At 64.2% G+C, this 2,023-nt stretch carries 1 protein-coding gene, 1 tRNA gene and 1 pseudogene; all 3 read left to right on the forward strand.

The window, feature by feature from the left end; all coding sequences use genetic code 11:
- Nucleotides 1-189, forward strand: a pseudogene (locus tag N878_RS18890) (LysR family transcriptional regulator); the annotation flags it as partial.
- Nucleotides 190-222: 33 nt separating this feature from the next.
- Nucleotides 223-1,704: a glutamate--tRNA ligase gene (gene gltX / locus N878_RS18895; protein WP_021445142.1), complete on the forward strand. Its 1,482-nt coding sequence runs from the start codon at nt 223-225 to the stop codon at nt 1,702-1,704.
- A gap of 177 nt (nt 1,705-1,881) precedes the next feature.
- Nucleotides 1,882-1,957: transfer RNA gene (locus N878_RS18900), tRNA-Ala, on the forward strand.
- Nucleotides 1,958-2,023 lie beyond the last annotated feature (66 nt).

A 2,023-nucleotide genomic window follows, 5' to 3' on the forward strand; every position in this document is an offset into this window, starting at 1 on the left:
GGTCGTCTGGTCGAGCTGCTGAGCCAGGCGCGCCTGCCGCTGGGCGAGGTCTACGCGGTCTATCCTTCGCGGCGGTTCCAGGCGATGAAGGTCAAGGCCTTCCTCGATTTCCTCATGGCCAGCCTGCCGCTCAGCGGCGGCGGCCTGCTGGAGCCCGGCGCCCCCGGCCTGTTAACATCGCCGGCTTGATTGAACCCACGCTTCGACTGTCCGAGAGCCTTCATGACCACCGTTCGTACCCGTATCGCGCCATCGCCGACCGGCGATCCCCACGTCGGCACCGCCTATATCGCGCTGTTCAACCTGTGCTTCGCCCGTCAGCACGGCGGTCAGTTCATCCTGCGCATCGAGGACACCGATCAGCTGCGTTCGACCCGCGAGTCCGAGCAGCAGATCTTCGACGCCCTGCGCTGGCTGGGTATCGAGTGGGACGAGGGCCCGGACGTCGGCGGCCCGCACGGCCCGTACCGGCAGAGCGAGCGCGGCGCGATCTACAAGCAGTACTCGGACGAACTGGTCGGCAAAGGCCATGCCTTCCCCTGCTTCTGCAGCGCCGAGCGCCTCGACGAGGTGCGCGCGCAGCAGATGGCCAACAAGGAAACCCCGCGCTACGACGGTCACTGCATGCACCTCGACCCGGCCGAGGCGCAGCGCCGTATCGCCGCCGGCGAGTCGCACGTGGTACGGATGAAGGTGCCGAGCGAAGGCGTCTGCGTGGTGCCGGACATGCTACGTGGCGACGTCGAGATTCCCTGGGATCGCATGGACATGCAGGTGCTGATGAAGGCCGATGGCCTGCCCACCTACTTCCTGGCCAACGTGGTCGACGACCACCTGATGGGCATCACCCACGTGTTGCGCGGCGAGGAATGGCTGCCGTCGGCGCCCAAGCTGATCAAGCTCTACGAATACTTCGGCTGGGAGCAACCGGCGCTGTGCTATATGCCGCTGCTCAGAAATCCCGACAAGAGCAAGCTGTCCAAGCGCAAGAACCCCACCAGCATCACCTTCTACGAACGCATGGGCTACCTGCCGCAGGCCATGCTCAACTACCTGGGGCGCATGGGCTGGTCGATGCCGGACGAGCGCGAGAAGTTCTCCCTGAACGAGATGATCGAGCACTTCGACATCAACCGGGTGTCGCTGGGCGGGCCGATCTTCGACCTGGAAAAACTCTCCTGGCTCAACGGCCAGTGGCTGCGCGAACTGCCGGTGGAAACCTTCGCCGCCGAAGTGCAGAAGTGGGCGCTCAATCCCGACTACCTGATGCAGATCGCGCCGCACGTGCAGGGCAGGGTGGAAACCTTCAGCCAGATCGCACCGCTGGCCGGCTTCTTCTTCTCCGGCGGCCTGAACCTGGACGCCAAGTTGTTCGAGCACAAGAAGCTCTCGCCTGACCAGGTGCGCCAGCTGATGCAGCTGATCCTGTGGAAGCTCGAAGCCCTGCGTCAGTGGGAGAAGGAGCGCATCACCGGCTGCATCCAGGCGGTGGTCGAGCACCTGGAGCTGAAGCTGCGCGACGCCATGCCGCTGATGTTCGCTGCCATCACCGGCCAGGCCAGCTCGGTGTCGGTGCTCGATGCCATGGAAATCCTCGGTCCGGACCTGACCCGCTTCCGTCTGCGCCAGGCGCTGGAGCTGCTCGGCGGTACTTCGAAGAAAGAGGCCAAGGAGTGGGAGAAGCTGCTGGCGAGCATCGCCTGAGCTGGGGAGTGCCGCGCGCACCGCGGCACTCTCGGTTGTGGTGGTGCGCCCGGCGCACCCTGCGGGACGTCGCGCGACCCTAAGTAGTTGTTCTATTGGCAAAAACTTTTGGCTGGCAGGAAAAATGTTGTTGACAGCCAATCGGGGCGCTCTTAACATGCGCCCCGTCCTCGAGATGGGGCTATAGCTCAGCTGGGAGAGCGCTTGCATGGCATGCAAGAGGTCAACGGTTCGATCCCGTTTAGCTCCACCAATCTCGACTCCTCCGGGAGTGCCAGAATCGGTTTAGGCCGATTCACGATCAGGGTCTTGCGTCCCC

Origin of the sequence: Pseudomonas sp. EGD-AK9 (assembly GCF_000465935.2) — a bacterium.
In the GTDB taxonomy this organism is placed as follows: Bacteria; Pseudomonadota; Gammaproteobacteria; order Pseudomonadales; family Pseudomonadaceae; genus Aquipseudomonas.

Coding starts and splice junctions, on each gene's coding strand:
- gltX (WP_021445142.1), top strand. CDS start 223: ATGACCACCGTTCGTACCCGTATCGCGCCATCGCCGACCGGCGATCCC.